Origin of the sequence: Anaerotruncus sp. DFI.9.16 (assembly GCF_024461615.1) — a bacterium.
Classification (GTDB): domain Bacteria; phylum Bacillota; class Clostridia; order Oscillospirales; family Ruminococcaceae; genus Anaerotruncus; species Anaerotruncus massiliensis.
In genome coordinates this window covers 1-24,471 of the sequence record NZ_JANFZX010000044.1, presented here as the reverse complement: position 1 = coordinate 24,471, position 24,471 = coordinate 1, and the positions used below count along the sequence as shown (strand labels likewise).

General features: G+C 64.9%; 21 protein-coding genes and 1 pseudogene. 10 read left to right on the top strand and 12 right to left on the bottom strand.

What is annotated here, in order from left to right; translation table 11 throughout:
- Positions 1-167: 167 nt before the first annotated feature.
- Both abc-f and NE609_RS13230 read right to left on the bottom strand, forming a co-directional pair.
- Entirely contained in the window at positions 168-1,703 is a 1,536-nt protein-coding gene (gene abc-f / locus NE609_RS13235) for a ribosomal protection-like ABC-F family protein (protein ID WP_256152765.1), read from the bottom strand.
- A 304-nt stretch (positions 1,704-2,007) separates the two neighbouring features.
- Positions 2,008-3,618 carry a peptide ABC transporter substrate-binding protein gene (locus NE609_RS13230; RefSeq protein WP_256152764.1) on the bottom strand — a complete coding sequence of 537 codons (1,611 nt, stop codon included), beginning with the start codon at positions 3,616-3,618 and terminating at the stop codon, positions 2,008-2,010.
- A 322-nt stretch (positions 3,619-3,940) separates the two neighbouring features.
- Here NE609_RS13230 and NE609_RS13225 point away from each other — a divergent pair, with 322 nt between their 5' ends.
- The 3 genes and pseudogenes from NE609_RS13225 to nrdG all read left to right on the top strand — a co-directional run bounded on the left by NE609_RS13225 (position 3,941) and on the right by nrdG (position 6,980).
- Positions 3,941-6,259, top strand: a complete 2,319-nt coding sequence (locus tag NE609_RS13225; RefSeq protein WP_256152763.1) for an anaerobic ribonucleoside triphosphate reductase — start codon at positions 3,941-3,943, stop codon at positions 6,257-6,259.
- Between the two features lie 80 nt (positions 6,260-6,339).
- A pseudogene (gene nrdD / locus NE609_RS13220) lies at positions 6,340-6,468 on the top strand (anaerobic ribonucleoside-triphosphate reductase); the annotation flags it as partial.
- On the top strand, positions 6,468-6,980 hold the full coding sequence (nrdG, locus tag NE609_RS13215; RefSeq protein ID WP_256152762.1) for an anaerobic ribonucleoside-triphosphate reductase activating protein: 513 nt from the start codon (positions 6,468-6,470) through the stop codon (positions 6,978-6,980). The pseudogene nrdD and the gene nrdG, both read left to right, overlap by 1 nt.
- A 51-nt stretch (positions 6,981-7,031) precedes the next feature.
- On the opposite strand, the gene NE609_RS13210 is transcribed toward nrdG, so the two are convergent.
- Together NE609_RS13210 and asnA are read right to left on the bottom strand one after the other, a co-directional pair.
- Complete coding sequence (locus NE609_RS13210) at positions 7,032-9,113, bottom strand: glutamine synthetase III (protein ID WP_121587517.1); 2,082 nt, start codon at positions 9,111-9,113, stop codon at positions 7,032-7,034.
- A gap of 278 nt (positions 9,114-9,391) precedes the next feature.
- Positions 9,392-10,405, bottom strand: coding sequence for an aspartate--ammonia ligase (gene asnA / locus NE609_RS13205; protein ID WP_256152761.1), 1,014 nt, complete (start codon positions 10,403-10,405; stop codon positions 9,392-9,394).
- A 215-nt stretch (positions 10,406-10,620) separates the two neighbouring features.
- On the opposite strand from asnA, the gene NE609_RS13200 reads away from it, so the two are divergent.
- Positions 10,621-11,151, top strand: coding sequence for a Chromate resistance protein ChrB (locus NE609_RS13200; RefSeq protein ID WP_121587519.1), 531 nt, complete (start codon positions 10,621-10,623; stop codon positions 11,149-11,151).
- On the opposite strand, the gene hemW is transcribed toward NE609_RS13200, so the two are convergent.
- From hemW to NE609_RS13180, 4 genes are all read right to left on the bottom strand, one after another.
- Positions 11,152-12,258: a radical SAM family heme chaperone HemW gene (gene hemW / locus NE609_RS13195; protein ID WP_256152760.1), complete on the bottom strand. Its 1,107-nt coding sequence runs from the start codon at positions 12,256-12,258 to the stop codon at positions 11,152-11,154.
- A 704-nt stretch (positions 12,259-12,962) separates the two neighbouring features.
- Positions 12,963-13,196 carry a hypothetical protein gene (locus tag NE609_RS13190; protein WP_256152759.1) on the bottom strand — a complete coding sequence of 78 codons (234 nt, stop codon included), beginning with the start codon at positions 13,194-13,196 and terminating at the stop codon, positions 12,963-12,965.
- A gap of 11 nt (positions 13,197-13,207) precedes the next feature.
- Positions 13,208-15,016 carry a translation elongation factor 4 gene (gene lepA, locus NE609_RS13185; protein WP_101553155.1) on the bottom strand — a complete coding sequence of 603 codons (1,809 nt, stop codon included), beginning with the start codon at positions 15,014-15,016 and terminating at the stop codon, positions 13,208-13,210.
- A gap of 107 nt (positions 15,017-15,123) precedes the next feature.
- Positions 15,124-15,879, bottom strand: a complete 756-nt coding sequence (locus NE609_RS13180; protein ID WP_256152758.1) for a GNAT family N-acetyltransferase — start codon at positions 15,877-15,879, stop codon at positions 15,124-15,126.
- A gap of 259 nt (positions 15,880-16,138) precedes the next feature.
- Here NE609_RS13180 and NE609_RS13175 point away from each other — a divergent pair, with 259 nt between their 5' ends.
- The 3 genes from NE609_RS13175 to NE609_RS13165 all read left to right on the top strand — a co-directional run bounded on the left by NE609_RS13175 (position 16,139) and on the right by NE609_RS13165 (position 18,665).
- Positions 16,139-16,561 (top strand): DUF3795 domain-containing protein, encoded by a 423-nt coding sequence (locus tag NE609_RS13175; protein WP_256152757.1) that lies wholly within the window; start codon positions 16,139-16,141, stop codon positions 16,559-16,561.
- Between the two features lie 74 nt (positions 16,562-16,635).
- Positions 16,636-18,051 carry a triacylglycerol lipase gene (locus NE609_RS13170; RefSeq protein WP_256152756.1) on the top strand — a complete coding sequence of 472 codons (1,416 nt, stop codon included), beginning with the start codon at positions 16,636-16,638 and terminating at the stop codon, positions 18,049-18,051.
- A gap of 53 nt (positions 18,052-18,104) precedes the next feature.
- A complete protein-coding gene (locus tag NE609_RS13165; protein ID WP_256152755.1) occupies positions 18,105-18,665 on the top strand; it encodes a YdeI family protein in 561 nt (186 codons plus the stop codon).
- Between the two features lie 131 nt (positions 18,666-18,796).
- On the opposite strand, the gene NE609_RS13160 is transcribed toward NE609_RS13165, so the two are convergent.
- Positions 18,797-19,189: a VOC family protein gene (locus NE609_RS13160; RefSeq protein ID WP_101548373.1), complete on the bottom strand. Its 393-nt coding sequence runs from the start codon at positions 19,187-19,189 to the stop codon at positions 18,797-18,799.
- A 121-nt stretch (positions 19,190-19,310) separates the two neighbouring features.
- Here NE609_RS13160 and NE609_RS13155 point away from each other — a divergent pair, with 121 nt between their 5' ends.
- On the top strand, positions 19,311-20,078 hold the full coding sequence (locus tag NE609_RS13155) for a nitroreductase family protein (protein ID WP_256152754.1): 768 nt from the start codon (positions 19,311-19,313) through the stop codon (positions 20,076-20,078).
- A gap of 43 nt (positions 20,079-20,121) precedes the next feature.
- Here NE609_RS13155 and NE609_RS13150 read toward each other — a convergent pair whose 3' ends face one another.
- The 3 genes from NE609_RS13150 to gpr all read right to left on the bottom strand — a co-directional run bounded on the left by NE609_RS13150 (position 20,122) and on the right by gpr (position 22,714).
- Complete coding sequence (locus NE609_RS13150; protein WP_256152753.1) at positions 20,122-20,523, bottom strand: hypothetical protein; 402 nt, start codon at positions 20,521-20,523, stop codon at positions 20,122-20,124.
- A 33-nt stretch (positions 20,524-20,556) separates the two neighbouring features.
- On the bottom strand, positions 20,557-21,771 hold the full coding sequence (gene spoIIP / locus NE609_RS17855; RefSeq protein ID WP_256152752.1) for a stage II sporulation protein P: 1,215 nt from the start codon (positions 21,769-21,771) through the stop codon (positions 20,557-20,559).
- A 73-nt stretch (positions 21,772-21,844) separates the two neighbouring features.
- On the bottom strand, positions 21,845-22,714 hold the full coding sequence (gpr, locus tag NE609_RS13140; protein ID WP_256152751.1) for a GPR endopeptidase: 870 nt from the start codon (positions 22,712-22,714) through the stop codon (positions 21,845-21,847).
- A 129-nt stretch (positions 22,715-22,843) separates the two neighbouring features.
- Between gpr and NE609_RS13135 the strand changes: the two genes are divergently transcribed.
- Entirely contained in the window at positions 22,844-23,026 is a 183-nt protein-coding gene (locus tag NE609_RS13135) for a hypothetical protein (protein WP_101548394.1), read from the top strand.
- Positions 23,023-24,234, top strand: a complete 1,212-nt coding sequence (gene alr, locus NE609_RS13130; protein WP_243107476.1) for an alanine racemase — start codon at positions 23,023-23,025, stop codon at positions 24,232-24,234. Before NE609_RS13135 ends, alr begins: the two co-directional genes overlap by 4 nt.
- Positions 24,235-24,471: the final 237 nt, after the last annotated feature.

Below are 24,471 nucleotides of genomic sequence, written 5' to 3'. Positions count from 1 at the left end.
TTCGTCCGTCCGAAAAGGAACCCGTGGCGCGCGGCGGAACGCGCTCGTGATTCTTACCGCCCACGGGCGGCAATTCCCGTCGACGCCCTGCCGGGCGCAGCGCGGCAAACTCAAGAGGATTCTGCCGGGCGCAGCGCGGCAACCTCCTCCGCCCACGAGCGGAAAAATTAAGAGAACTCCGCCGCGCGGCGCATCCGCTCGATGAGCTCGTCGAGCCCAGCGTCGCGTGGAGCGGCCCGGCGTGCCTGCTCCTCCCGCCAGGCCTGCCAGCCGCCCTCAAAGGCGGAGACGCCGCCCTGTTCGACGAAGAGCAGCCGCTCCGCGACCTGCTCGGCAAGGCGGCGGTCGTGGGTCACGACGAGCAGGGTGCCTTTCCATTTTCGCAGGAGGCTCTCAAGCGCCTCAGCGGTGTAGAGGTCGATGTGGTTGGTCGGCTCGTCTAGGACGAGCAGGTTGCAGTCGGAGGCGAGCAGCCGCGCGAAGACCGCCTTGGCGCGTTCGCCGCCCGAGAGGGTCCCCGCGATTTTGTGCACGTCGTCCCCGGCGATACCGAGATTGGCGAGGATGGTGCGCACCTCGTGCTCCTCGAGCGGGGAATCGGCCCGCGCGTTTTCGAGCACCGTCTTTTGGGGGTCGAGCACCTCGTGATTCTGGGAGAAATACCCCGGCTTCACCCCCTCGGCGAACCGGGCACATTCGCCATCGCGCATCAGGTGCTCCAGAAGGGTGGTCTTGCCCGCGCCGTTGGGACCGAGCATGACGGTGCGGCTGCCGGTGGGCAGGGAGAAGGAGGCGTCCTTCAGGACGGTGCGCGGCCCGTAGCGGACGGTCAGTCCCTCGACGCGCGCGGCGGTTTTGGCGGTGACGGGGTGCGCGGCGCCGAGCGCCATGCGCACCTCGGGCAGGTCTCCGGGGCGTTCCCGCGCCTCCAGGCGTTCCGCGCGGCGGGAGAGCGCCTTGGCCCGCGCCTCCACCGTGCCCTGGGGGATCGAGGCGGTGCCCTTGTGGAGCCGCGCCTCGCTGAGTCCCATGCGCCGGGGCATTTTCCGCATCCCGCGCGCCGCTTCCCGCAGGTCGCGCGCCTCCGCGAGCAGGCGGGCCTTTTCCGCGCGGTACTGGTCATACTCGAACTGCCGGAAGGCGCGTTCCCGGTCGCGCTCGGCGATCCACGCGGAATAGCCGCCTGGGAAGACCCGCACCGTCCCCTCCTCGATCGCCCAGATTGCGGTGCACACCCGGTCGAGCAGCGCGCGGTCGTGGGAGACGAGCACCACCGCGCCGCGGTACCCGCGGAGCTGCTTTTGCAGCGTCTCGATGCCGTCGAGGTCGAGGTTGGTGGTCGGCTCGTCGGCGAAGAGCAGCGGGTCCCCGCGTGAAAAGGCCGCCGCCAGCGCGGCGCGGGTGCGCTCCCCGCCGCTCTTGCGGGCGCCGTCCGCCAACGCCCACTCCCGGAGCGTCCGCCCGTCGCCCTCGCCCTCCGCCTCGCCCGACTGGCGGACGAGCGCGATGGGGCAGCGCCGGTCTATGATTCCCTCGTCGGCGGGCTCTCCGCCAAAGAGGATGTTTAAGAGCGTCGATTTGCCCGCGCCGTTCGCGCCAACCAGCCCGATGCGGTCGCCGTCGTGGACCTCGAGCTTATCCACGGAAAAGAGCATGCGGACCCCAAAGCTTTTTTTGAGGTCCCGCGCCTGTAACAGATACATAAAAATCCCTCCCGGACGTCCTGTCCGGGAGGGATTCCGATTCGCAGAAAGCGCGCGGCCTTGCAAAAAAGCGCACGGGCGCGCGGCGCTGCCGCCCAGGGGCGGGGAGGCGCATTTTTATTGCGGGCAATAAAAATTTCTGCGGCGGATGCCAGCCGGACAGAACAACATAAGACGGCCGCAGCGGCCGCCGTGGTGTGTTCTTGATTCATCGGCTGTTATTTACGCATCTTTCGCAGAAACCTCGTGCTTTCTTAGATTTGGCTGTATTCTATCACAGGGCCGGGTTCTTGTCAAGCGGGGGCTATTCCCTGTCGGCCGACTGGAAGGAGACGCCCGTCAAGAAGGGCGAAAACCCGATGCCGGTGACGCCCTTGCCCGAGGCGTAGTAGCTCGTTTCGAAGTAGAGGGGGATGACCGCGCCGTCCTCGAGCAGGAGGGTCTCCGCCTGACGGTAGGCATCGAACAGCTCAACGCCGCTGAGGGTGGAGGCCGAATCGAGCAGCGCGTCGAAATCGGCGTTGGAATAGCCCGCCCAGTTCTGCCCCGAGCCGGACCGGAAGAGGGAGAGCAGCGCGTCGGGGGAGGAATAGGCGGCCGAGAGGGGCACGATGGCCGCGTCAAAATCGCCCTCCCGCACCCGTTCGAGGGCCTCCTCCTGCGGCAGGACGTTAAGCCCGGCGAAGAGCCCGAGGGACCGCTGGAGCCCCTGCTGGACGTACCCGGCCAGCGCCCGCTGGTTGTTGCCCTCGCAGACGAGCAGCTCCCCCAGCGGCAGGGCGGAGAGCCCGAGGTCCTCGAGCCCCGCCACATAGCAGCGCTTGGCGAGGTCGGGGCTCGAGACGAGCGGCCCCTTTTCCCCGGCCCGCGCCCGGAAGGACTCCCCCTGCCAGAGGATGGCGGGCGGCACCAGCGTGTCGGCGGCGCGCAGGTTGCCGGGGAGCCGGCCCTCAAAGAGGGAACGGTTGACGCTGTAGGCGACCGCCTGGCGGATGTTCGTGTTTGCGAGGTGCTCCGTGTGTCCGTTGAGCAGGAGCACCCACACGGTGTCCTCAAAGGAGGCGACCTGCCCGCCCGCGCCCTCCACGGCGGGAAGGTCGGAGAAGGAGACCTTGCAGGCGTCCGTCTCGCCCGCGAGGAAACGGGCGGCGGGTTCCGCGCCGTCCGCCGCGCCGGGCGTATAGAGGTCCACCCCGCGCGCGACGACCGGCTGGTCGTCGAGGTAATGCCTGTTGCGGCGCAGGGAGATCACCCGGTCGTTGTTCCAGTTGTAGAGATAGAAGGGGCCGTTGCAGAGCAGGCTCCCGATGTCGAAGCCGTAGCGGGCGCGCGTCGACTCGAAAAATTCCCGGCTGCAGGGCATCGCGTAGCTCGCGGAGAGCAGCTCGGGCAGGCGGCTGTCCTGCCGGACGAGGGCGATCTCCAGCGTGTAGTCGTCAAGTGCGCGTACGCCGAGCGAGGACTGGGGCGCCGCGCCGCTCAGGATGAGCGAGGCGTTTTTGACCGAGGAAAATTCCCCCGCGAAGGGGCTGAACGCCGCCGGGTCGAACATGCGGGAGAGCGCGAAGGCGAAGTCGTGTGCGGTCACGGGGGCCTCGTGGAAGGCGGACCGGCTGCTGGAGGCGTTCCACACGGCGTCCCGGCGCAGGCGGAAGGTCCAGACAAGCCCGTCGTCCGAGACCTCGCTGCTTTCGGCGAGGCGGGGGACCACCTCGCCGTCGGGAAGCTGGCGGTAGAGCCCCTCAAAGGTGTTGGAGATGATCATGCGGGCGGTCGTGTCGGTCGCGAACTGGGGGTCGAGCAGGGAAACGCCCGTGGGGACGTCGTAGCGGATGATCTCGCCGGCGGAGCTCCCGCATCCGCCCAGCAGGAGCAGCAGGGACAATATCAAAGCGGCTGCGCGCAGTTTTCTCATGGCGGCACCTTCCGTTGAAATCTTAGTCAAATTCTATCAGAATTCGCGTCGGTTTGCAAACCCGCGCGCACCCAAAAGGTGCGAAAAAGCCCGGGATTTGCTGCGCCGCGGGGGTTCGGCCGAAATCCCCAGAATTCGCCAAAAACACAACATCTTGTGTCAAACGAAAAAACCGCTACTAAAAAATGTGTTTTTCACCATTGACAGGGAACCTGTTTTCCATTAAAATAGAAACTGCGTGATGAAATGGAACTATATCTTGTGGAAAATAAAGAAAAATACCACAAAATATGGGGACAACAAGATAACGGAGGGTACCCGAATGATACAGACGATTGTAAAGCGCGACGGCCGGTGCGTCCTGTTCGACCTCGACAAGATCGCGGCCGCGATCTTCAAGGCGGCGCAGGCGCTGGGCGGCAGCGATTACGAGATGGCCCGCGCGCTGGCGGAGCAGGTGGCCGCCTCCCTCGAGGAGGCCGGGAACCAGAGCCCCACGGTCGAGGAGATCCAGGACGCGGTGGAGCGCACGCTCGTGGACAACGGCCACGCCCGCACCGCCAAGGAGTTCATCCTCTACCGCGCGCAGCGCACCCGCGTGCGCGATATGAACACCCGCCTCATGAAGACCTATGAGGAGCTCACCTACAAGTCGGCGGACGAGAACGACATCAAGCGGGAGAACGCCAACATCGACGGCGACACCGCGATGGGCACGATGCTCAAATACGGCTCCGAGGGGGCCAAGCAGTTCTACCACATGTTCGTGTTGCGGCCCGAGCACTCGAAGGCGCACCTGGCGGGGGACATCCACATCCACGACCTCGATTTCCTGACGCTGACGACCACCTGCTGCCAGATCGACATCGACAAGCTCTTCACCGGCGGCTTCTGCACCGGGCACGGCTTTCTGCGGGAGCCCAACGACATCTCGAGCTACGCGGCCCTCGCCTGCATCGCCATCCAGTCCAACCAGAACGACCAGCACGGCGGGCAGAGCATCCCCAACTTCGACTACGGAATGGCCAAGGGGGTGGCGAAGACCTACCGCAAGCTCTACACCCGCAACCTCGCCAAGGGGCTCGAGCTCTTCTGCGGCATCGACGACGCGGAGGGGATCGCCAAGGCGATCCGCGACGGGATTTCCGACGCGCGGGGGATCGGCCCCGTCTTTGCGGACGACAACGGCTACCGCGACCAGGAGGCCGAGCTGCTGCACGAATACACCGACGGGGAGACGGCGGAAAAGCTCCAGCAGTTCGCCCGCCGGGAGGCGGTCAAGGAGACCCGCCGCGCCACCTACCAGGCGATGGAGGCGTTCGTCCACAACCTCAACACGATGCATTCCCGCGCGGGCGCGCAGATCCCCTTCTCGTCGATCAACTACGGCACCGACACCTCGCCGGAGGGCCGCCTTGTGGTCGAATGCGTGCTGCGCGCCACCGAGGCGGGGCTCGGCAACGGCGAGACCCCCATCTTCCCCATCCACATCTTCAAGGTGAAGGAGGGGATCAACTTTAACGACGGCGAACCCAACTACGACCTCTTCAAGCTCGCCTGCCGCGTGTCGGCCAAGCGGCTCTTCCCCAACTTTTCCTTCATCGACGCGCCCTACAACCTCCAGTACTACAAGCCCGGCCACCCCGAGACGGAGATCGCCTACATGGGCTGCCGCACCCGCGTGATCGGCAACCACTACGACCCCACCCGCGAGATCGTCAACGGCCGCGGCAACCTGAGCTTCACCTCGGTGAACCTGCCGCGCATCGCCATCCGCGCGAAGGGGGACGTCGACTGGTTCTTCGAGGAGCTCGACCGCAAGATCGACCTCGTGATCGACCAGCTCATGGAGCGGTTTGAAATCCAAGCGAAAAAGAAGGTCCGCAACTACCCCTTCCTGATGGGGCAGGGGGTGTGGATCGATTCGGACAAGCTCGGTCCCGATGACGAGGTGCGCGAGGTGCTCAAACACGGCACCCTGTCGATGGGCTTCATCGGGCTGGCGGAGACGCTCAAGGCGCTGATCGGCCAGCACCACGGGGAGAGCGAGTACGCGCAGAACCTCGGGCTGGAGATCATCGGGCACATGCGCCGCCGCATGGACGACGCGACCCGCGCCACCGGCTTCAACTACACCCTGCTCGCCACCCCGGCCGAGGGGCTTTCGGGGCGGTTCGTGCGGATGGACCGCAAGCAGTTCGGGGAGCTCGAAGGGATCACCGACCACGAGTTCTACACCAACTCCTTCCACATCCCCGTCTACTACAACATCTCCGCCAGCGAGAAGATCCGCCTCGAGGCGCCCTACCACGCGCTGACCAACGCGGGGCACATCTCCTACATCGAGCTGGACGGCGACCCGCTGAAAAACCTCGACGCGTTTGAGCAGGTGGTGCGCTACATGAAGGAGTGCGGCATCGGCTACGGCTCGATCAACCACCCGGTCGACCGCGACCCCGTCTGCGGCTACACCGGCATCATCGACGAGGTCTGCCCCCGCTGCGGCAGGCGCGAGGGGGAGGCCGTGAGCGTCCAGAAGCTGCGGGAGCTCGGCTGCTGGCAGGAGAGCGCCGCCAACTGCGGCTACTGCGGGGACCCCTTTGAGGAGAGCGAGCGCAGCGCGAATCCGCTTTCCTTCTGAACAATTTAGAACGATTAAATGAGGAGGCATTTTTTATGGTACAGATCAATCAGGACGGCGTGGAAATGGTCGGCAAGGGCGTCGGGTTCGAGCGCATCCGCCGCATCACCGGCTATCTGGTGGGAACCCTCGACCGGTTCAACGACGCAAAGCGCGCCGAGGTGGGCGAGCGGGTCAAGCACACCGTCAGCCGTGAAGTAAAGCTCTGATGCCGGCGGAAGAGATTCCGCCGCTGCGCGTCGCGGGGTGCGTCTCCGACTCGATCGTCGACGGCCCGGGGATGCGGTACGTCGTCTTTGTGCAGGGGTGCCCGCACCGCTGTCCCGGCTGCCACAACCCCCAGACCCACGACTTTGCCGGCGGCTACCCCGCCGACCCCGACGAGATCGTGCGGCAGGTGAAGGCCGACCCGCTGATGAGCGGCGTGACCTTTTCGGGCGGGGAACCCTTCTGCCAGCCGGAGGCGCTCGCCGCGCTCGGGGAACGCATCCGCGCGCTCGGCAAGAACATTGCGATTTACTCTGGGTATACATTTGAACAGTTATTGCAAATGGGCGAACAAAATCCCGCCGTTCTGCGCCTGCTGCGGCTGGCCGACCTGCTGGTCGACGGGCCGTATCTCGAGGCGGAGCGCGATTTGACGCTGGAGTACCGGGGCAGCCGCAACCAGCGGCTGATCAAGGTCTCGGAGGCGCTTGCCGCCGCCGGGCTCGCACAATAAAACGGAAAAACGAGGGCGGAGCCAAAGGCTCCGCCCTCGTTTTATGTAGTTTTATACGCGCAGAAGCAGGTCGGTGTAGGTCGGCATCGGCCAGCAGGTTCCGTCCATGATCGTCTCGGCGGCGTCGCAGGCGGCCCGCAGGCTCTCCATGCACAGGCGGATGTCGCTGCGCATGAATTCGGCGTGGGCGTGCACGTCCTCGATCGACTGACTGCGCGCATAGGCGTCCCGCAGGGCGCCGAGCTCGCTGTCGATCTGGTCGACGAGCGCGGTGAGGGTGTCGAGCAGCCGCACGGTGGAGACGGCCGCCGCGCCCGCGGTGCGCATCCGGTTGACCGTCTCGGCGATCTCGCCGGTGTAACGCACGACGGCGGGATAGACCTGCCGCCGCACCATCTCGATGAGGGTGGCGGCCTCGATGCCGACGACCTTGACGTAGTTTTCCAGCAGGATCTCATGCCGGGAGATGCACTCGGCCTCGGTAAAGACGCCGTGCCGCGCGAAAAGGGCGATATTTTTGGGCGCGACGAGACAGTCGAACGCCTCGACGGTCGAGGGGATGATGGGCAGGCCCCGCCGCCGGGCCTCCTGAACCCACGCCTCGGAATAGTTGTTGCCGTTATAGATGATGCGGCCGTGCTTTTGCATGACCTCGGAGATGAGGGCGCAGATTTCCGCGTCGCGGTCGGCGGCGCGCTCCAGCCGGTCGGAGAAGCCGGAAAAGACGTCGGCGAGCGCGGTGTTGAGCACGACGTTGGTCAGCGCGATCGACTGGGACGCGCCCGGCATGCGGAACTCGAACTTGTTGCCGGTGAAGGCGAAGGGGGAGGTGCGGTTGCGGTCGGAGTCGTCCTTGACGAGCTCGGGCAGCGCGTCCACGCCGGTCTTGAGCAGCTGGCGGTGCTCCTCGGGGCAGCCGCCGCCGTCGGCGAAGGAGAAGAGGGTGCGGGTGAGCGCCTCCCCGAGGAAGACGGAGATCACCGGCGGCGGAGCCTCGCAGCCGCCGAGGCGCTGGTCGTTGCCCGCGCAGGCGGCCGACGCGCGCAGCAGGTCGCCGTACTCGTCCACCACCTGGACAAAGGCCGCCGCCAGCAGCAGGAAGCGCCGGTTCCGCACCGGGTCCCCCGAGGGGGAGAGCAGGTTTTTGCCGGTGTCGGTGACGAGGGAGTAGTTGTTGTGCTTGCCGCTGCCGTTGATGCCCGCGAAGGGCTTTTCATGCAGCAGGCAGGCGAGGTTTTTCCTTTTGGCGACGACCCGCATCATCTCCATCGTGAGCTGGTTGTGGTCGCAGGCGATGTTCGCCTGGTCGTAGACGGGGGCCAGCTCGTGCTGGGCGGGGGCCGCCTCGTTGTGCTTGGTCTTGGCGGGCACCCCCAGCGACCAGAGCTCCTCGTCCAGCGCGTGCATGAAGTCGGACACCCGCAGGCGGATGCGTCCGCAGTAGTGGTCGTCGAGCTCCTGCCCCTTGGGGGGCTTCGCGCCGATGAGGGTGCGGCCGCAGATCTTCAGGTCGAGGCGCTGCTCGTAGAGCGCGCGGTCGATGAGGAAATACTCCTGCTCCGCGCCGACCGTCGGGATGACATAGCTGACGGATTCCTCGCCGAGCAGGTGCAGCAGGCGGACCCCTTCGCTGCCGACCGCCTGCATCGAACGCAGGAGGGGGGTCTTCTGGTCGAGCGCCTCGCCGCCGTAGGAGCAGAAGGCGGTCGGGATATAGAGGGTGCCGTCCTTGACGAAGGCGGGGGAGGTGGGGTCCCAGGTGGTGTATCCGCGCGCCTCAAAGGTGGCGCGCAGCCCGCCCGACGGGAAGCTCGACGCGTCCGGCTCCCCCTTGATGAGCGCCTTGGAGGAAAATTCGAGCATCATGCCGCCCTCGCCGTCCGGTTCGATGAACGCGTCGTGCTTGCCGGCGGTGATGTTGGTCAGCGGCTGGAACCAGTGGGTGTAGTGGGTGGCGCCCTGCGCGATCGCCCAGTCCTTCATCCCCTCCGCGACCGCCTGCGCGATCGACGGGTCGAGCGGCAGCCCCGCCTCGCGGGTGCGCCGCAGGCTTTCGTAGACCTCGCGCGAGAGATGCTCGCGCATCGCGGCGTCGCCGAACACCCGGCAGCCGAACAGCTTTGTCAAATCCATGTGTTTCCCTCCCTCTCCGTTTCCCGCGCTTCGGCGGGCCTGCTTTCTTTTCTCTTGTAAAAGAAAGCAGTAAAGAAAATACGCCTGAAGGATCAAGCATTTCGCGCCTGCGGGCGCGACGCGGGGGGGCCCCCCCCCCCCGCCGACCCCGCCGCCTTTTAAAAACGGCGGGCGAAAATTTTGTCTCACGGGGCGCGTGGGCGGCGAAGCGCCGCGGTGTGCCTGAATCAAAAGTTTTGAAGGGGTCCAGGGGGAACTTTTTCAAAAGTTCCCCTTGGTTACAGCAGGTGGATGCCCGACGCCTCGCAGGCGTCGCGCATGTCGTCCGGCCAGACGGACGCCTGCACCTCGCCGATGTGGGCCTTCTGGAGCATCGCCATACAGATGCGGCTCTGGCCGACGCCGCCGCCCATCGTGAGCGGGAGGCGGCCCTCGAGCAGCATCTTGTGGAAGGGCATCGACGCACGCTCGGTGTGACCGGAGATTTCAAGCTGGCGGCGCAGCGCGTCGGCGTCGACGCGGATGCCCATCGAGGAGAGCTCCAGCGCCCGCCCGAGCACCGGGTACCAGATGATGATGTCGCCGTTTAGGGACCAGTCGTCGTAGTCGGGCGCGCGGCCGTCGTGGGGCTTGCCGGACTTGAGCGCGCCGCCAATCTGCATGATGAAGACCGCGCCGTACTTTTTGGCGGCCGCGTCCTCCCGCTCCTTGGGAGAGAGGGCGGGGTATTCGTCCTCGAGCTGCTGGCTCGTAACGAAGGAGATCTGTTCCGGCAGGTAGCGTTCGAGGCAGGAGAACTGGTTGGCAAGCGTCTCCTGCGTCTTGCAGAGCGCCTTCATGATCTGGCGCACGGTATCTTTCAGCGTTTCGGCGCACCGCTGTTCGCGGGTGATGACCTTTTCCCAGTCCCACTGGTCGACATAGACCGAGTGGAGATTGTCGAGCACCTCGTCGCGGCGGATGGCGTTCATATCGGTGTAGAGCCCGGTGCCGGGCGCGAAGCCGTAGCGCGCGAGCGCGAGGCGCTTCCATTTCGCCAGCGAGTGGACGATCTGCACGTCGGAGCCGAGGTCGAGGATATCGAACTGCACCGGCCGTTCGACGCCGTTGAGGTCGTCGTTGAGGCCGGTCTCGGGCTGTACGAAGAGGGGTGCGGACACGCGCGTCAATTCGAGGTAACGCGCGAGCTCCCGCTCAAAGGTGTCCTTCGCCAGCTTGATGGCGATTTCGGTCTCCATGATATCGAGTTTGGAAAAATAGTGCTCCGGCAGGGAGAGGTTTCTCACCGACATGGGGGATGACCATCCTTTCAAAATCCGCCCGCGGACGGAAAACAATTCATTTCATTATTCTACCATCCGCGGCCCTTCCATGCAAGAGAAATTCCACCATCCGGGCGGCCGGGTGTTGACGAAAAAGGAAACAACGGTTACAATAAAATCAGATCGCGCCCCGTTGTGTGTGGTGGGACGCGAAATTTGTCGATACGAGTTGGGAGGTGGGCCGTATGCCGCGGACCGTCTGGCTGGCGCTGAGCTATAACGTGCCGATCAATCCCTCGAAGGCACGGGTCTACGTCTGGCGAAAGCTCAAGGAGATCGGCGCCGAATACTTCAAGCAAGGGGTCGCCCTGTTGCCCAACACGGCCCAGAGCATGCAGCAGTTTTCCGCTTTGGCGCAGAAGATCCGCCAGCTCGGTGGGGAGGCGTCGATCGTCGAGCTCCGTTTCACCGACCCGAACGACGAGGCGCAGATGACCGCCCGCTTCAAAAAGCAGGTGGACGACGAATACACCGAGCTGCTCTCCGACTGCGCGAACGTGCTGCTCATGCTCAAACGGCCCGAACAGCCGCTGACCGCGCAGGAGACCGAGCGCATCCGCCAGATGGTCAAGCGTTACCGCAAGACCCGTTCCCGCGACTTCTTCAAGGCCGCCGAGGCCAAGGAGATCGAAACGGGCATCAACGAGATCATCGACGGGGTCAAGGGGGTCGCCTCCGATCTGGGCAAGCAGCTCAGGAAGATGATGGACGTCTGATTAGCCGAGCAGCTCCCCGATCACCGCGTTGGAGAGGAGAAATCCCTCCGCCGTGAGGCGCAGGCCGTCCGAATCAAGCGTTATCAGCCCGCCGGGAATCCGGCGGGCTTTTTCGCGCAGATTTTCCGCGCCAAAGCCGGGATAGCGGGCCGCGAGAGCGTCCCAGCGCACCCCTTCGGAAAGCCGCAGGCGGAGCATCAAGTATTCCTCTGCGTCCCCGCCCGGGCCGTCGTCGACGGCCCGGGAGAAATCCCCGCCCGACGCGAGGAATCCCCGCAGGTCGCGCGGGAAATAGAACCGCCGCCCATTTACGAACGAGTGGGCCGACGGTCCCACGCCGAGGTATTCCCGGCAGTCCCAGTATTTGAGGTTGTGGCGGGCGACGCGGCCCTCCCGCGCGAAATTGCTGATCTCGTACTGCTTCCAGCCTCCCGCCTCCAGCGCTCCGACCGCGTGCAGGTAGGCCGCGGCCTGTCCCTCCTCGTCCGGGCAGGCCGCCGCGACCCCCTGCCGGTCAAAGGGGGTGCCCGGCTCGATCTTGAGCAGGTAGGCGCTCACATGCTCCGCGCCGAGCCTGCCGCACAGGCCGACAGCCCGGTCGATGTCCGCAGGGGTCTGGCCGGGCGTGGCGAGCATGAGGTCGAGCGAAAAATGCGCGAAGCCGCAGCCCCGCGCCGTCTCCACCGCCGAAACCACGTCGGCGGCGGTATGCAGCCGTCCGAGCCGCCGAAGCTGGCCGTCGTCGGCGCTCTGCATCCCAAACGAAAGGCGGTTGACGCCCGCCGCCCGCAGGATGGAAAGCTCCCGCCCAAGCGCCGAATGGGGGTTGCACTCGACGGTAATCTCCGCGCCCGAAGCGATCCCAAAGCGCGCGTCCGCCGCCTCGAGGATGCGCGAAAGGCGGCGGCCCCCCAGTACCGAAGGGGTGCCGCCGCCGAAATAGACGGTGTCGAGCGGCGCGAGCGCGTAGGGCGCCCGCCCGAGGGAGCGGATGGCCGCATCGGTATAGGCGTCCATCAGCGCCTCGTCCGCCGCCACCGAATAGAAGTCGCAGTAGGGGCACTTGCGCTCGCAAAAGGGGATATGGATGTAGAGGGCGTCGCACATGGGAATCTCCTTTTTTGCCGCCCTGCGAGCGGCAGGGGCCTTCTTATATATGCCGCCTAGTGGGCGGCGGGGCTTGCCGGTGGTCGACCGGCGGCGAGTGACTTTCTTTACGTCAAAGAAAGTCACCAAAGAAGGACGCAAGGTGGCTTCGCTCCCTTGACCCCCAGGCCGCGACGGGGCCGTAGGCCCTTAAAGGTCGCGGCCCCGTAACACGGATCGAAGTACCAGCCTACAGCAGCCCGTCAGCCGCCGCGCCGCAGGCGCAACGCCTCTGCTGACGAGCCTCCGGAACCTTCTTACAGGTGCGTCCGGGGAGACACGACCGCTTTTTCGTGGCGCGCAGCGCCCACAAAGAGGCGGAAAACCGGGCGGCATAGCCGCCCGCGCGCGCTTTGCGTGCGAACACGCCTGCGGCGTGTTGTTTTCCGCCACGCGTCTTCGCCGAGCTTTCCGTCAACGGCCGTTGGGAGCACCGCAACCTGAATTGTGCCCACAGCTTATGGACCCGCGGGGAGCAATCGCAACCTGCGGGTACTGGCAAGGCGTCTCCCGGGGGATTCTCAAGGGGACTTTTGGTTCCTTTTCGTCCGTCCGAAAAGGAACCCGTGGCGCGCGGCGGAACGCGCTCGTAATTCTTGCCGCCCTCGGGCGGCAATTCCCTTGGAAGCCTTGCCGGGCATAGCGCGGCAAATCTAAGGAAGCCCCTACCGGCCGATCAGCTGCGCGGCGCGCGAAAATTCGTCCTTGCGCACATAGACATAGTAGGCCATGGCGGCCGCCAGATCGACGCCGAGGGAGCCGCTCCGGCGCGCGTCCCGCGCCGCGTCGACGGTGCGGAAGTCGTACCGGATCCCCGCCCCGCGCAGCAGGCCGGTGACGCGGGCGTACTCCTCCATGGAGGTCCCCATCCAGAGCTCCCTGCGGTTCCAGAAAAACATAGAAGCCTCCTCTAGTCCTTCGAGTCGAGCTTGAGCACGGCGGTGAACGCCTCGGGCGGGATCGAGACGGAGCCGAGCTGGCGCATCTTCTTTTTGCCTTCCTTCTGTTTTTCGAGCAGCTTCTTTTTGCGGGTGATGTCGCCGCCGTAGCATTTGGCAAGCACGTCCTTACGCAGCGCCTTGACGGTTTCGCGGGCGATGACCTTGCCGCCGATGGCGGCCTGGATGGGCACCTCGAAGAGCTGGCGGGGGATGTTGTCCCGCAGGTTTTCACAGATGCGCCGCGCGCGCGGATAGGCCTTGTCGGCGTGGGCGATGAAGGAGAGCGCGTCGACGACCTCGCTGTTTAAAAGGATGTCGAGCTTGACGAGCTTGCTGTCGCGATAGCCGCACATCTCATAGTCGAAGGAGGCGTAGCCGCGGGTGCGGGATTTGAGCGCGTCGAAGAAATCGTAGACGATCTCGTTGAGGGGCAGCTCGTAATGCAGCTCGACCCGGTCGGCGTCGAGGTATTTGGTGTCGAGATAGACCCCCCGGCGGTCCTGGCAGAGCTCCATGATGTTGCCGATGTAGGCGGGCGGCGTAAAGATGTTCGCCTTGACAAACGGCTCCTGCGCCGATACGATCTGCGCCGGGTCGGGATAGCTGGCGGGATTGTCGATCGTGAGCTCCTCACCGCTCTGCATCTGGAGCCTGTAGACGACGCTTGGCAGCGTCGTGACGATGTCGAGATTGAACTCCCGCTCGAGTCGTTCCTGCACGATCTCCATGTGCAGAAGCCCGAGGAAGCCGCAGCGGAAGCCGAAGCCGAGCGCGACGGAGGATTCCGGCTCAAAGGAGAGGGAGGCGTCGTTGAGCTGGAGCTTTTCGAGCGCGTCGCGCAGGTCGGGGTATTTGGCGCCGTCCTGCGGGTAGATGCCCGAAAAGACCATCGGCAGTACCTTGCGGTAGCCGGGCAGGGGCTCGGCGGCGGGATTCTCGGCGTCGGTGACGGTGTCGCCGACGGCGGTATCCCGCACCGTCTTGATCGAGGCGGTGATGTAGCCGACCTCGCCCGCGGCAAGCTCCTCCTGCGGCACGAGGCTGGTCGCGCCCATCACGCCGCACTCGACGACGGTGAACTCGGCGCCGGTGGACATCATGCGGATGGTCATGCCGGGCCGGACGGTGCCGTCCATGACGCGGACGTAGACGATGACGCCCCGGTAGCTGTCGTAGACGCTGTCGAAGATGAGCGCGCGCAGCGGGGCGGTTTCGTCCCCCTCGGGGGCGGGGATGTCCGCGACGACCCGCTCGAGCACCGCGTGGACGTTTTCGCCCGTTTTGGCGGAGATGCGCGGGGCGTCCATGCAGGGGATGCCGATGATGTCCTCGACCTCCTGCGCGACCCGGTCGGGCTCGGCGGCGGGCAGGTCGATCTTGTTGATGACGGGGGTGACCTCGAGGTCGTGCTCGATCGCCAGATAGGTGTTGGCGAGCGTCTGGGCCTCGATGCCCTGCGACGCGTCCACCACGAGCACCGCGCCCTCGCAGGCGGCAAGCGACCGGGAGACCTCGTAGTTGAAGTCGACGTGTCCGGGGGTGTCGATCAGGTTGAACTGGTAGTCCTGCCCGTCGTCCGCGTGGTAGGTGAGGGTGACGGCGCGCGCCTTGATCGTGATGCCGCGCTCCCGCTCGAGCTCCATATTGTCGAGGATCTGGTCCTCCATGTCCCGCTGGCTCACCGCCTCGGTGAGTTCGAGGATGCGGTCGGCCAGCGTGCTTTTGCCATGGTCGATATGCGCGATGATGCAGAAATTACGGATGTGTTCCTTATCCATTTTGCCCTGCCGTTTCCGCCCGTCCAATGGGCATCCTAAAATTTTTCCAATACTAAATTATAGCATAACCGCCCGGCGGGATGCAATACGGCGCGGCGGCGATCCCGTCAGGAACCTTTTTTGAGGATCCTCTCGATCCCGGCTGCGTCGAGCTGGTTGACCGTCACGAAACGTCCCCCATAGAACACGGCCCAGTTGTTGAAGACGCAGGGCAGCTCCTTCGCCTTTTGCAGGGTGTCCACCGGAATGAGGGAGAGGGGGACGCCGCGCTCCTCGCAGTACCGCCGGACCGCCTCGACGCGCTGGGGGATAAAGGGGCATTGCATGCTGTAGCAGATCGTGAGCTCCGGGCTTTCGATCGCCAGTTTTTTCGCGTTCGGCGCGAATTGCGGCACGGTCCCGTCAAAGGAGAGCGCGAGCAGCTCGTATTCGTCCCCGGCCGTGTCGACCGCCTCAAAGCCGAACTTCTTCGCAAACGCCTGGTCGGAGAGCCAGGCCTTCTGTTTTTTCGCCCCAAGCATGCAGACGCCGGACCTGCCCTGCCTTTTGGCGTCGGCCAGACAGGACTCCATTAGCGACCGCCCGTACCCCTTGCCCTTGCAGCCGCCGTCGACCCAGAGGCAGTAAAGATAGATGTAGTTGCCGCCAAGGACGGGGACCCACGCCGTCTCAAGAGGGGCGTATTCGATGAAAACCACCGCCTTCGCATCGAGCTTTCGGAACACATGGCCTTCCTTGAGCCGGGCGGCGAGCCATTGCCGCTTGGCCTCGACGCCCGGGTGGGGCTTTTTGCTGCGGATGATGCAGCAGAGATGCTCTTCGGCGAGGTTTTCCTCCGTCAGGTTTATAAAATCCGGTTCCATACGCGTCCTCGTTTCCAATTGAATTTTGGCGTGGCCCAAAGGCAGAACGCCTTTTCTGTATCATAACATACCCGGCCGCGCTTCTCAAAGGAATTTGGAAATCAGGCCGGATCCTTCCCGCCGCGGGAGGGACTCGGCCTTGCCATTTGCGGGGAAGGTGTGGTAGGATGGAACCAACGGGACGCGCCCGCCGGCATATGCGGTCGGTCGCTGCTTTTCAATCCCATATGCGCGGAGAAGCGGAAGGGTGGACCGACCGATGAAAATGCCCGAAAAGATCGATGAGAGGTTGTTCGCGCCCTGCGGCATGAACTGCATGGTCTGCTGCCGGCACTGCATGAGCAAAAGGCCCTGTCCCGGCTGCTTCGGCGGCGACGGCGGCAAGCCGGAGCACTGCCGGAAATGCGGCGTCCGCGACTGCGCCCGGGAGCGGGGCCTCGCCTACTGCTTCGCGTGCCCGGATTACCCCTGCAAGCCGGTGAAAAACCTCGACAGGAGCTACCGCAAGCGCTATCACGCGAGCCTCATGGAAAACGGCGCGGCGGTGAAGGCGCGGGGGCTGGAGGCGTTTCTGGCGGCGCAGCGGGAAGAATTCACCTGTCCCGCCTGCGGCGGGGCCGTCTCCCTCCACGACGCGGCGTGCAGCGAATGCGGCAGGCCGCGCGGCCCCGGGGAGGTCTGACGCCCGCCGGAAAACGGGGCGGAAAAGGCGTACAATGGGTTCGGCCGGCTGCGGCCGAGGGGGAGTGTGCCCGGATGATGCTCAAAATATTGCTGATCGCGGCCTGTCTGGGCGCGGTCCTGTTGGACGCGGCGAAGAAGCTCGACCTTCTGAGCCGCTGGCATATGGCGCTCTGCGCCCTGCTGCTGCCGCACGCGCTCTTCTGGTGGCAGCGGCTCTCCCGCCTTGGCGGGGCGGGCCTCTGGGCGGTGCGGCTGGCGGTGGGCGTCTATTTCGCCTGGACGCTCCTGCGCCTGCTGTTTTTCCCCGCGCGGGACTACCAGACCGAAAACCGCCGCGTCCGGGTCCTCTGGGCCGGGCGCATGGCGCTGCGGGGCGGGCTGCTCCTGCTTTTGATGCAGGCGGTCTTTTACCTGTGGGTCCTGCCGCCGCTCGCGGGCGGCCTGCCGGGCTGGGTCGTCCCCGCCGACCTCGCGGCGGCGTTTCTGCTCGTCGCGCTGGTCATCCTCGGCGGCGCGCTGCGGATTCTCTTCACCTGCCGCAGGCTGGGGATCGTCAAGCGGGTGCTGCTCGTCCTGAACCTGTGGATCCCGGTCGTCAACCTCTTTTTGATGCTCTGGCTCTGCCGGGCCGCGCGGGATGAATACGACCACGAATGCTACCGCGAGGAGGCGCGCCGGGTGCGCGCGGAGCGGGACGTCTGCCGGACGAAATATCCGCTGCTACTCGTGCACGGGGTCGGCTTCCGCGACCTCAAATATTTCAACTACTGGGGCCGCATCCCGCGCGAATTGCAGCGGAACGGCGCCGCGGTCTACTACGGGCACCAGCAGGCGTGGGGCACGATCGAGGACAACGCCGAGGCCATCCGCGCAAAAATCCTGGAGATCCAAACGGAGACGGGCTGCGAAAAGGTCAACATCATCGCGCACTCCAAGGGCGGGCTCGACGCGCGCTACCTGATCACCCGGCTTGGGATGGGGGAGACCGTGGCGTCGCTCACGACGATCTCCACCCCGCACCGCGGCTCCGAGCTGCTGGACCTGCTCGGGAAGCTGCCCGACGGCCTCTACCGCAAAATCTGCGGGATGGTCGACGCGGCCTTCCGCAAGGTCGGGGACCGGGCCCCCGACGCGTGCACGGCCAGCCGTCAGCTCGCGCCCGCCTTCGCGGAGGCCTTCAACGCCGAAACGCCCGACGACCCGCGCGTCAGCTACCGGAGCTGGGCCACCGTCATGAAAAACCCGCTGAGCGACCCGCTGCTCAGCATCCCCTATTTCCTGCTCCGGTGCGTCCGGGGCCCCAACGACGGCCTCGTGTGTATCGACTCGGCCAAGTGGGGGACGTTCGGCGGCGTGCTCTCCAGCCGGCGGCGCCGCGGCATTTCGCACGGCGACATCATCGACCTCAAGCGGGAGGACTACCGGGGCTTCGACGTCATCGAATGGTATGTCGGGCTTGTGTCCCGCCTGCGCGACGACGGGTTCTAACCCCGGCGGCGGACCCGGAAGCCCCGGGAACAGCGAATGAAAGGGGAAGCGCCATGGACGAAAGACTGCAATTTTCCGGCAGGGAGGAGTTCCGCGGGTGGCTTCAGGACCACTGCCGGACGGACGGCGGCGTCTGGCTGCTCTTCGGCAAGGCGGGCGGCCCGCGGACGATCACGGCGGCGGAGGCGCTGGAGGAGGCGCTCTGCTTTGGCTGGATCGACGGACAGATGCAGCGGATTGACGACAGCTCCTACGTAAAATATTTTTCCCCGCGCAGGGAGAACAGCAAGTGGTCGGAGAAGAACAAAGCGCTGGCTGAAAAGCTGGAGCGGCAGGGACGCATGACCTGCTTCGGCCGGGAAAAGATCGCGGAGGCGAAGCAAAACGGACAGTGGGACGCCCCAAAATCCCCGGCGGTCACGGAGGAGCAGGTGCGGGCGGTTTCCGAACTGCTGGCGGGATACGAGCCCGCCCACACGTATTTTTCCGCGATGTCACCGTCGGTGAGGAGGACCTATACCAAAGCGTATCTGGCCGCCAGGACCGACGAGGGGCGGAAAAAGCGTCTGGCGTGGATGGTCGGCCGGCTCAATCAAAACCTGAAGCCGATGTAAGGCCCCGCGGGAGACGGGGAACCCGCGCTAAAAAAGGGATTTGCTCCGGTGACGGGACGCAAAGCGCCGGCCCGAAAGGCGGGCCGGCGCAAAAAACAGCCGCCACGGCCGGCGAACCGGACGCAGCGTCCTTACGGCCAGGGCATGATGGGGGGCAGAATACAGAACGGATGTCCCGCGGGGTCGAGCATGACCCGCCAGCGGTCGTCGAATTGGACTTCCGACATGGACGCGCCGCACGACAGGGCGTGCTTCACCCCTTCTTCCACATCCGCGACGTGGAAATCCAAATGCGCCATTTGCTGCTGCTCCTCCGGCGCCGCGGGCCAAACGGGCGGAAGGTAATCATCCGCCTGCTGGATGGTGATCCAGGTGGGGGTCCCCGTTTGCTCCAGGTCCACCAAGACGGTATATTCTTCGCCCTTGAACCGCGTCCAGCCAAGCAACCTTTCGTAAAATGCGGACAGCTCGTCCGCCCGATCGGAATCCAATACAACATTCCAGCCTGCAAGATGAAGCGCCATGATCTGATCCCTCCGCGTTTTATTGGGAAATGCGAGCTTATCATACAGTTTAATTGCTGCCGGGATGCTTGTCAAATCACTTTTTTCAAATCTGTTACGCGCCTGACGGGAGGACGGTGACATGCTAAACAACAGCCTCTACGATATGATTTTCAAGAGAAAATCGTTTCACCTGTTCAGGGATACCGGCGATACCGGCATATCCTCCGATAAGCTGCGGTCGATCGAGGAAACCTGGCAGTCCCTGGTCCCCCTGTGCCCCGGGATTCGGACGGCCATTCGGATCGTCCCGGCCGGGGAGACCACCTGCAAGCGCGGACAGCAGGCCTGTATTTTGCTGTATAGCGAGAGGAAGGACCATTATTTGCAGAACATCGGGTACCTGGGCGAACAGCTGGAGCTGTCCCTTGTCTCGCAAAACATCGGGACGCTGTGGTACGGGATCGGAAAAGCGCCGGGGCCCCCGCCGGAGGGGCTCGATTTTGTCATCATGATCGCCATTGCCAAAATCGACGACGGCCAAAAATTCCGCAAGGACCTGTTCCGGAGCAAACGGAAGCCGGTCGGCGAAATCTGGCGCGGGGAGCCCGTCGAAGGCGTCACCGAAATTGTCCGGTTTGCGCCGAGCGCCTGCAACACGCAGCCGTGGCTGGTGGAACGCGAAGGCGATACCTTGCGTGTGTACCGCGTGCGCAAGCCGGGCAGGAGCGGGATCATGCCCGCCGGCCAGGTGGCGTTCTACAACCAAATCGATCTGGGGATTTTCTTGTGCTTTCTGGACCTCTGCCTTCAGCGGTGTCACATCCGGTACGAGGCGAAGCTGCACGCGGACCCCGGTTCGGACGGGGAAAAGACGCTGGCCGCGGTCTATAAATGGAAGCAGGACTGAATGAACGCCGAAGGGGCCGCTCTATGAGCGGCCCCTTCGGCGTTCATGCGTCCGGTTCGACCGGGACGCCTTCCTGTGATTTCATGACGTTTTGTTGATATTCATAATTTTTATACCAATTGTCTAATAAGTCCCAGCCCCGCAGGAGCAGGCCGTAACCCTGCTGCGCGAGCAGCAGCGGGCGCGGGGTGACGAGGCAGGCGTGGTCCTGCCGCCAGGCCTCGAACGCATTGAAGGGCTCCAGTGACATGGTGTACTGCCTGCCCAGCAGGGCGACGCTGTATCGGAGTTCCCCGGCGGGCGCGATCTCAAGCGCGCGGACGCCGGCTGCGTTTTCATAGCGGGAGCTGGTGGTGTCGACCCACAGGAAGAGGGCCAGCCAGCCCGTCAGGATCAGGGTCAAAAGAAAGGAAACCCAAAAGAGGCGCGCATCTCTGTTTAACATCCTGTATTTTCACCTTAGGTTTATACCAATAGACTATCCATTTGGAGCAGTTTTCGGGGATGCTTCGCGGTTTTCGTTGAGCATCCGCGCGAGGGACTTCCCGACCAGCTCGGCGGTATAGACGCTCTCGTCGAGGGTGTTGGCGTTGGAGCCGACCTCGAGGAGCAGCGAGCCGGTGGTCAGGTCCATGTTGTATTTGCGGTAGCAGAAGAAGATCGGGCGGGTCAGCTCGGGGGTGTCCTGCTCGATGGCGTCCTGAAGGGACGCGGCAAAGCGCAGGTTTTCCCGCCACTCGGGGACGTTCATCGTGCCGTCGTCGCTGCCGGTGATGATCATGAGCTGGGCGGCCTTGCGGCCGTTGATCTCCACCGTGGGCTTGACGATGAGGTCGTCCTCCCGCTGGATGGCGTCGCGGTGCACGTCGAGCGCGATCTTGATGGTCGGGTACTTCTCCAGATAGGACTTGATCGTTTCGGCGCTGCGCTCGTAGGAGCCGTTGTAGGAGGGGTAGTCGTGCTGGGTCGTGTCGTGCACGACCCCGATCCCCGCGTCCCGCAGCGCCTTTTCCAGCGCGTTGCCCACCGCGACCATATTCTTAGTGTTGTCCGTTGACCGCCAAGTATTCCGCATGTCATAATTTTCACTGTCGTAGGGCTCGTAGCTCTCGGTCGCGTGGGTGTGGAAGATGAGCACCTGCGGCGCGGGGGTGTCCTCCAGCCGGATGTTGAGCCCCTGCTCCATGATCTCCCGGATGTCGTCGGCGGGCACCTCGGTATAGTTGCGGAGCAGGCCCTCGCCGTAGGGGATCAGGCTGTCGCCCGAGCCCGCCATGTTCTCCTGCACGATCCGCCCCCGGTATTCCGCGGGTACGGGATGGGAGTTGTCCGCGGCGGGAGAGGGGTCGGCGACGCGCACCTGCTTGGCGGGGACGGGGGAGGATTCGGGCAGGCCCTGCGGCGCGGCGGAGGCGTCTTCCTCGTCAAAGGGCGCGACGTAGGGCGCGACCTGGGATTCCTCGCCCTGATAGTAGGCGGGGTCAATCTTGTCCGCGAACCGCGATTCCAAAAGGGCGAGCGACCCCTCGGGCATGTTTACCATCGCCGAGATGAGCGCGGCGCGCTCGGTCAGCTCGCCCAGGTCGGGGGAAAGCGAAAAAACCGCCATGATCGACAGCGGCAGAACAACGACCATTGTGATGACGGCCCCAAGGCGGCGCGCCGGCCCGGGTGCACGACCATATCGTTTCACATTCCCGCCCCCCAAAGCATAAAAAGCGTTTCTATGCATTCTATTCAGGGGGAAGGGGGTTTATGCCGGGGGGTTACGACACGAGGTAGGTGATATCCTCGAGGGAGAGCTGGGGCTGGAGCGCGGCGTTGATGGCGAGCGAAAGGTGCTTGGCCCCCCGCTCGATGATCGCGTCGATGTCGCGGGGGGTGACCATCATGGCGGAAGCGCCGGGCGCGGCGTCGCGGCCGTCGTCTCCGAGGATGTCGCGGGCGAGGGTCTCGCCGTCGACGACGGTGGGGATGCCGACCGATACGACCGGCACGCCGAGGGATTCCTCGCTCAGCTCCCGCCGGGCGTTGAGCACCCCCGAGCCGGGGGAGATGCCGCTGTTGGAAAGCTGGATGGTGCGGCCGAGCCGGTCGAGGGAGCGGGAGGCGAGCGCGTCGATCACGATGACGCAGGCGGGCGCGAGGTCGCGCACGATCGAACGGACGATCTCGCCCGTCTCAATGCCCGTCTGCCCGAGCACGCCGGGCGCGAGGGAGGCCACCGGCCGCAGGCCGGAAAGACCGGTCTGCTCCGCGAGCTGGGCGGGGATGTGCCGGGTGGCGAGCACCTGGTGGGCGGCGCGGGGGCCGAGCGCGTCGGGGGTAATCTGTTCGTTGCCGAGCCCGACGACGAGCACCGAGCCCTCCGCGGGCAGCAGCGCGGAGAGCTCGTCCGCGACGGCATGGGTCACGTCGTCCGCCGGCTCCACGCTGGAGGACACGGCGGGCAGTTCAAGGGTGATGTACCGGCCGCACGGCCGTCCGAGACGCTCGGCGGCCTCGGGTTTGGTGATCTCCACGCGGGTGAGCTTGACGCCCGCCCGCTCATCCTCTGTGATCGAAACGCCGTCGGGCAGACGGTCCCGGTAGGGTTCGGCGGCTTCCACCGCGAGGTCGGTTCGGATCAGATTCATGGGGGTCCCTCCGATTCTTGACGAAACTGTTAAAGTTTTTCGCGCGGTTGTAAAAGCCGGGCGGTTGGTGTATATTATAAGGACGGAACGACGCGGCGGCCAAGCCGCGGGATAAAGGAAAGGAAAGCTATGAGCGTGCGGAAAATCGGGGCGCGGATACTCGCCGCCGGCGTGATCATATTGTTGGTCGCCCTGCTTCTTTTATTCAATACGAACTCGGTGTGGGCCCTCATCACACTGGGGCTTTCGATCGTTGTGAACACCGCCGGCCTGGCGATGCTCATGGTGAGGGACAAGAACGCGGATGAATGACGGGGGATAAGACCATGGACTACCTGCGCCGCACCTGGGCGGACATCGACCTGGACTGCATCGTACACAACTACCGCGAGCTCAAAAGCCGCCTGACGCCTGGCTGCCGCACGATGGCGGTGGTCAAGGCGGACGCCTACGGCCACGGGGACGGCTACGTCTCCCGCGCGCTCCAGCAGGAGGGCGCCGACTGGTTCGCGGTTTCCAATATTAACGAGGCGATCTCCCTGCGCAGGCAGGAGGTCGCCCGCCCGATTTTGATCCTGGGCTGCACGCCGCCCGAGATGGCGCATACCCTGGCGGAGCTGGGTATCTCCCAGACGGTCTATTCGGAGGAGTATGCGGGGGAGCTTTCCCGCGCCGCGGTCGAACAGAAGGCCGTGATCGACTGCCATGTGAAGATCGACACGGGCATGAGCCGCATCGGCTTTTTCGCCCAGCACGGCCATGAGGCGCGCGCCGCCGAGGAGATCGCGCGGGTGTGCGCGCTGCCCGGGCTTTCCTGCACCGGCGTCTTCACCCACTTCGCCTGCGCCGACGAGTGCGCCGGGGACAGCCGGGACTATACCCGGATGCAGTTCCGGTCCTTCCTGGACACGGTGGAGCTGCTGGAAAAGCGGGGAATTACTTTCGCGCTGCGCCACTGCTGCAACAGCGCGGCGGCGCTCGCCTATCCTGAGATGCACCTCGACATGGTGCGGCTCGGCGTCGTGCTCTATGGTCTGCCCCCCTCCCCCGAATACGCGGGGATGGCGGACCTGCGGCCCGCCATGTCCCTCTACACCACCGTCACGATGGTCAAGACGCTCGAGGCCGGGATCGCCGTCAGCTACGGCCGCCGGTATGTCACCGAGCACGACGGCCAGAGGCTCGCCTCCATCGCGATCGGCTACGCCGACGGCTACCGCCGCAATTTCACCAACAAGGGCCGCGTGATCGTGCGCGGACAGTACGCGCCCATCACCGGCGCGGTCTGCATGGACCAGCTCATGGTCGACGTGACCGGGATCGACGGGGCCCGCAGCGGCGACGTCGTCACCCTCATCGGCAGCGAGGGCGGCAAGTCGATCACCCTCGACGATTTTGCCGCGCTCAACGGCACGATCAACTATGAGGAGGCCTGCCTCATCGGCAGGCGGGTCCCGCGGGTGTACATACAGGGCGGGAAAGAGATTGCCGCCGTCGACTATGTGATCGCTACGCTGTGAGATTGTCCGCTCATCGAGCGACGGAGGTTGTCGGTGGCCGACCGACGGCGGACCTTAGGTTTACCGCTCAGTGAGCGGTGTAGTTTGTCGGTGGCCGGCCGACGGCCGTTTTAGGCTTGCCGCTCGGAAAGCGGCGGAGCTAGTCGGTAGTCGACCGACGGCGGTTTTAGATTGTCCGCTCAGGGAGCGGCAGAGCTTGTCGGTAGTCGACCGACAGCGAGTTCCTTTCTTGCTTGC

Bases quoted from the DNA above. Each gene is read 5' to 3' on its own strand.
- abc-f (WP_256152765.1), bottom strand. From the start codon at position 1,703: ATGTATCTGTTACAGGCGCGGGACCTCAAAAAAAGCTTTGGGGTCCGC.
- NE609_RS13230 (WP_256152764.1), bottom strand. From the start codon at position 3,618: ATGAGAAAACTGCGCGCAGCCGCTTTGATATTGTCCCTGCTGCTCCTG.
- NE609_RS13225 (WP_256152763.1), top strand. From the start codon at position 3,941: ATGATACAGACGATTGTAAAGCGCGACGGCCGGTGCGTCCTGTTCGAC.
- nrdG (WP_256152762.1), top strand. From the start codon at position 6,468: ATGCCGGCGGAAGAGATTCCGCCGCTGCGCGTCGCGGGGTGCGTCTCC.
- NE609_RS13210 (WP_121587517.1), bottom strand. From the start codon at position 9,113: ATGGATTTGACAAAGCTGTTCGGCTGCCGGGTGTTCGGCGACGCCGCG.
- asnA (WP_256152761.1), bottom strand. From the start codon at position 10,405: ATGTCGGTGAGAAACCTCTCCCTGCCGGAGCACTATTTTTCCAAACTC.
- NE609_RS13200 (WP_121587519.1), top strand. From the start codon at position 10,621: ATGCCGCGGACCGTCTGGCTGGCGCTGAGCTATAACGTGCCGATCAAT.
- hemW (WP_256152760.1), bottom strand. From the start codon at position 12,258: ATGTGCGACGCCCTCTACATCCATATCCCCTTTTGCGAGCGCAAGTGC.
- NE609_RS13190 (WP_256152759.1), bottom strand. From the start codon at position 13,196: ATGTTTTTCTGGAACCGCAGGGAGCTCTGGATGGGGACCTCCATGGAG.
- lepA (WP_101553155.1), bottom strand. From the start codon at position 15,016: ATGGATAAGGAACACATCCGTAATTTCTGCATCATCGCGCATATCGAC.
- NE609_RS13180 (WP_256152758.1), bottom strand. From the start codon at position 15,879: ATGGAACCGGATTTTATAAACCTGACGGAGGAAAACCTCGCCGAAGAG.
- NE609_RS13175 (WP_256152757.1), top strand. From the start codon at position 16,139: ATGAAAATGCCCGAAAAGATCGATGAGAGGTTGTTCGCGCCCTGCGGC.
- NE609_RS13170 (WP_256152756.1), top strand. From the start codon at position 16,636: ATGATGCTCAAAATATTGCTGATCGCGGCCTGTCTGGGCGCGGTCCTG.
- NE609_RS13165 (WP_256152755.1), top strand. From the start codon at position 18,105: ATGGACGAAAGACTGCAATTTTCCGGCAGGGAGGAGTTCCGCGGGTGG.
- NE609_RS13160 (WP_101548373.1), bottom strand. From the start codon at position 19,189: ATGGCGCTTCATCTTGCAGGCTGGAATGTTGTATTGGATTCCGATCGG.
- NE609_RS13155 (WP_256152754.1), top strand. From the start codon at position 19,311: ATGCTAAACAACAGCCTCTACGATATGATTTTCAAGAGAAAATCGTTT.
- NE609_RS13150 (WP_256152753.1), bottom strand. From the start codon at position 20,523: ATGTTAAACAGAGATGCGCGCCTCTTTTGGGTTTCCTTTCTTTTGACC.
- gpr (WP_256152751.1), bottom strand. From the start codon at position 22,714: ATGAATCTGATCCGAACCGACCTCGCGGTGGAAGCCGCCGAACCCTAC.
- NE609_RS13135 (WP_101548394.1), top strand. From the start codon at position 22,844: ATGAGCGTGCGGAAAATCGGGGCGCGGATACTCGCCGCCGGCGTGATC.
- alr (WP_243107476.1), top strand. From the start codon at position 23,023: ATGACGGGGGATAAGACCATGGACTACCTGCGCCGCACCTGGGCGGAC.